At 73.0% G+C, this 4,666-nt stretch carries 3 protein-coding genes and 1 pseudogene (1 of these 4 cut by a window edge); 1 reads left to right on the forward strand and 3 read right to left on the reverse strand.

Annotated features, from left to right (window positions below; translation table 11 throughout):
• Window positions 1-914, forward strand: a 914-nt coding sequence (locus ACFE67_RS13955; protein ID WP_375407481.1) for an OB-fold nucleic acid binding domain-containing protein, incomplete at its 5' end; no start/stop codon positions are given.
• A gap of 86 nt (window positions 915-1,000) precedes the next feature.
• On the opposite strand, the gene ACFE67_RS13960 is transcribed toward ACFE67_RS13955, so the two are convergent.
• From ACFE67_RS13960 to ACFE67_RS13970, 3 genes and pseudogenes are all read right to left on the reverse strand, one after another.
• Window positions 1,001-1,873, reverse strand: coding sequence for an oxidoreductase (locus ACFE67_RS13960; protein WP_375407482.1), 873 nt, complete (start codon window positions 1,871-1,873; stop codon window positions 1,001-1,003).
• Window positions 1,874-1,903: 30 nt separating this feature from the next.
• Window positions 1,904-2,971 carry a VIT1/CCC1 family protein gene (locus tag ACFE67_RS13965; RefSeq protein ID WP_375407483.1) on the reverse strand — a complete coding sequence of 356 codons (1,068 nt, stop codon included), beginning with the start codon at window positions 2,969-2,971 and terminating at the stop codon, window positions 1,904-1,906.
• A gap of 55 nt (window positions 2,972-3,026) precedes the next feature.
• Window positions 3,027-4,666 (reverse strand): annotated as a pseudogene (locus ACFE67_RS13970) (DEAD/DEAH box helicase); it runs 187 nt beyond the window's last position.

The following is a 4,666-nucleotide window of genomic DNA, read 5'->3' on the forward strand; positions in this document are numbered from 1 at the left end:
CCTCCCTCACCGCCGACGCCCGCCGGCACGGGGTCGTCGTGCGGCGGCCGGACATCAACCTGTCCGGGACGGACGCGGGGATGGAGGGGATCGACCGCCCCGCCCCGGGCGGACGCGACGCCTGCCTCGACCCCGAGCAGCCGCCGGTCTCCGCGGAGTTCGATCCCACCGCGCCCGCCCACGACGCGGCGCACCGGCGCGACGGCGGGCTCGCCGTGCGGCTCGGCCTCGGCGGGGTCACCGGGATCGGCGCGAAGCTCGCCGAGCGGATCGTCGCCGAGCGGACCTCGCACGGCGCGTACCGGGACGTGCCGGACCTCGCCCGCAGGATCGGGATGACCACGCAGCAGCTCGAGGCGCTCGCGACCGCGGGCGTGTTCGAGGGCTTCGGCATGACGGTCAGGGAGGCGCTCTGGGCGGCGGGATCCGCTGCGGAGGAGCGGCCGGACACCCTGCCGCACACCTCGATCCTCGTGCAGCCGCCGCTGCTGCCGGAGACCTCGGGGATGGACCGGGTCGCCGCCGACTTGTGGGCGACCGGGATCTCGGTCGACGACCATCCCGTCGCGCACGTGCGCGCGGAGCTCGCGCAGCGCGGTGTGCTGACCGGCGATGCGCTGAAGCGGGCGGAATCGGGGCGCCGGGTCGAGATCGGCGGGGTCGTCACGCACCGGCAGCGGCCGGCGACCGCCTCCGGCATCACGTTCCTGAACATCGAGGACGAGACCGGGATGATCAACGTGATCGCCTCGGTCGGGGTGTGGCAGCGCTACCGCCGGGTCGCCCGCGAGGCGCCGGCGATGATCGTTCGCGGCATCCTGGAGCGTTCCCCCGAGGGTGTCGTCAACATCGTCGCCGACCGCTTCGAGCGCCTCCCCATCGGCGCGAAGCACACGAGCCGCGACTTCCGGTGAGACTTCACGCCGGACGGCGCCCGTCACGTCTTCGGCGCGGATCTGGACGACCAGACCGAGATCCTTCGTCCGGTGACGCTTTCGGGTCAGCCGGCGATGGCGTCGAGCTCGGCGATCGCGTCCGCTGGCAGCTCGACGTCAGCGGCCGCGAGGTTCTCCCGCAGGTGCGCGACCGACGACGTACCGGGGATCAGCAGCAGGTTCGGCGAGCGCTGCAGCAGCCACGCCTGCGCGACCTGCATCGGGGTGACGCCGAGCCGCGAGGCGACCGCGTCGAGCACGTCGGACTGGAGGGGGCTGAAGCCGCCGAGCGGGAAGTACGGCACGTACGCGATGCCCTCCTCGCGGAGGGAGGCGATCAGGTCGTCGTCCTGCCGGTGCGCGAGGTTGTAGAAGTTCTGCACCGTGACGATCGGGGTGATCGTCCGCGCCTCCGCGATCTGCTGCGCGTCGACGGTGCTGACGCCGACGTGCCGGATCAGCCCCTGCTGCTGCAGCTCGGCGACCGCCTCCACCTGCGGCGCGATCGACCCGGCGACCGGTGAGTGCTCGCCGCCCATCCGCACGTTCACCACGTCGAGCACGTCGACGCCGAGCGTCTGGAGGTTCTCCCGCACCTGCGCCTGCAGGTCCTCGGGCTCGCGGCTCGGGATCCAGCGCTTGCGGTCGTCGCGCCGCGACCCGACCTTCGTCACGATCACGAGGTCGTCCGGGTACGGCGCGAGCGCCTCCCGGATCAGCTCGTTCGAGACGTGCGGCCCGTAGAAGTCGGCCGTGTCGATGTGGCGCACACCCGATTCGACCGCGGTCCGCAGCACGGCGATCGCCGCGTCGTGGTCCTTCGGCGGCCCGAAGACGCCCGTGCCCGGCAGCTGCATCGCGCCGAAGCCGATGCGCGAGAAGGTGAGATCGGCGATGCGGAACGCGCCGCCCGGCAGATCGGTCGTCGTGGTGGTCATGAGGACCAGCTTGCGCCCGTCTCCTGAAGCTCAGATGCCCGCGGCGTTGAACAGCAGACCGAGCAGGTAGGTGACCGCCGCGGCGCCGTAGCCGATGAGCAGCTGGCGGAGCGCGCGCAGCAGCATCGGCGCACCCGAGAGCAGCCCCACCAGCGCACCGGAGGCGAGCAGCGCGATGCCGACCAGGCCAGCGGCGACCGCGACGGCGAGCAGCCCGGACAGGCCGAACAGGTACGGCAGGATCGGCACCAGGGCGCCGGAGGCGAAGAACGCGAAGCTCGACAGCGCGACGCCGAGCGGGGTGCCGACGGTCTCCACGTCGACGTCGTCGGCGGGCAGCTGCGGCGCCTCCCGCTCGCGGAGCACCTCCGCCGCCGCCTTCTCCGCCTCCTCCTCCGTCATCCCGCGGGCGCGGAACACGAGCGCGACCTCGTTCTCGTCGAAGTCGATCCTGGTCAGCGCGTCCGCCGACTGGAGCGACGGGGTGGAGGCGGCGAGCAGCTCCCGCTGGGAGGAGACCGAGACGTACTCGCCCGCGCCCATCGACAGCGCGCCGGCGAGCAGCCCCGCGATACCGGTCACGAGCACCAGGGCGGCATCCGCGCCCGCCGCGCCGACCCCGAGCACGAGCGCGAGGTTGCTGACGAGCCCGTCGTTGGCGCCGAACACCGCCGCGCGGAAGGTGCCCGAGATCCGCAGCCGGCCCCGCATCGCGAGCGCCCGCACGACCTCCTCGTGGATGCGCTCGTCGGCGGCCATCTGCGGTGTCGCGTCGCGGTCGTCCTGGTAGGGCGAACGGCCCTCGGCGCGCTGCAGGAGCGCGAGCACGAAGACGAACCCGAATCGGCGGGCCAGCAGGCCGAACAGGCGGGTGCGCAGGCTCGTCGTCGTCGGCCGCTCGCCCGACTCGCCGAGCAGGACGAGCCAGTGCTGCTCGTGGCGACCCTCCGCCTCCGCGAGTTCGAGCAGGATCTCGCGGTCGGCACCGGTGCGCCGCGACGCGAGGTCGCGGTAGACCCTCGCCTCGGCGCGCTCGTCGGCGAGGTAGGCGCGCCACCGCCGGATCTGCTCGCGGGACCGGCCCGTGGTGTCGGTCACGCGTCCTCCAGATCGACGACGAGGGTCTCGTCGGATCGAGCCTAGATGCGCCTGATCAGCCCTGCACCCGCTTGCGCAGCAGGTCGATCCGCTTCTGCAGCTCGTCCTCCGTCGCCTGCGCGACGGCCGGGCCGCCGCAGAGCCGCCGCAGCTCGGCGTGGATCGCGCCGTGCGGCGTGTTCGTGCGGCGCGACCACAGACCGACGAGGTCCTGGAGGCGCTGCCGCTGGTCCTTCAGGCGCCGATGCATCGGGACCACGGGGGACGGCTGCGCGGGCGGCGTGGCCTTCTTCCCCCTCCCCTGCTGCTTGGCCTGGCGGTGCTGCAGCAGATTGCGGACCTGGTCGGGCTCGAGCAGCCCGGGCAGGCCGAGGAAGTCCAGCTCCTCCTCGCTGCCGACCTCGGCCTCGAAGCCGAACTCGCCGCCGTCGTACAGCACGCGGTCGAAGTTCGCGTCGCTGCCGAGCGCCTGGAACGAGCCGTCGAGCGCGAGCGACTCCGACGCCTTCTCGAGCCGGTTCGCCGCGTCGAGCGCGCCGTCGTCGAGACCGCCCTGCGCGTCGTCCTCGGTCGCGCGGTCGAGGGCGTGGTCCCGCTCGAGCTCGAGCTGCTCGGCGAGCTTCAGCAGGATCGGCACGTTCGGGAGGAAGACGGAGGCGCTCTCGCCGCGTCTCCTCGCCCGCACGAACCGGCCGATCGCCTGGGCGAAGAACAGCGGCGTCGAGGCGTTCGTCGCGTAGACGCCGACCGACAGCCGCGGCACGTCGACGCCCTCCGACACCATCCGCACGGCGACGAGCCAGCGGTCCGTGCCCGCGGAGAACGCGGCGATCCGGTCGCTCGCCTCCTTCTCGTCGGAGAGCACGATCGCGACCGCCTGCCCGGTGAGGGCCTTCAGCTGCGCGGCGTAGGCGCGGGCGACGGTCTTGTTCGTCGCGATCACCAGCCCGCCGGCGTCCGGGACGTGCCGCCGAACCTCCGTGAGCCGCTGGTCCGCGGCGCGCAGCACCGCGGGGATCCAGTCGCCGTCCGGCGCGAGCGCGGTGCGCCACGCCTGCGCGGTGATGTCCTTGGTCGTGGCCTCGCCGAGTCGGGCGCTCATCTCCTCGCCCGCGCTCGTGCGCCAGTGCATGGCGCCGGAGTAGACCATGAACAGCACCGGACGGACGACGCCGTCCTCCAGCGCCCGCCGGTAGCCGTACGCGTAGTCGGTGACCGACGTGCGGATGCCGTGCTCGTCGGGCGCGTACTCCACGAACGGGATCTGCGCGGTGTCGCTGCGGAACGGGGTGCCGGAGAGGGAGAGCCGCCTGGTCGCGTTCGCGAACGCCTCCCGCATCCCGTCACCCCAGGACAGCGCGTCGCCGCCGTGGTGGACCTCGTCGAGGATGACGAGCGTCCGCCCCGACTCGGTCAGCCGTCTGTGCAGCTTCGGCTCCATGCCGATCTGCGCATATGACAGCGCGGCGCCGTGCCAGTGCTTGCCGAGCCACCCGTCCGCGTTCTTGAACGCCGGGTTCAGATGGATCGCGACGCGCTCCGCGGCCTCGGCCCACTGCCGCTTCAGGTGATCCGTCGGTGCGACGACGGTGACGTGGTCGATGGTGCCGCGGGCGAGCAGCTCCTTCGCGAGGCGGAGCGCGAACGTTGTCTTGCCCGCCCCCGGCGTCGCGGCGACGAGGAAGTCGCGGGGCT

Source organism: uncultured Amnibacterium sp. (assembly GCF_964244015.1).
GTDB lineage: Bacteria > Actinomycetota > Actinomycetes > Actinomycetales > Microbacteriaceae > Amnibacterium.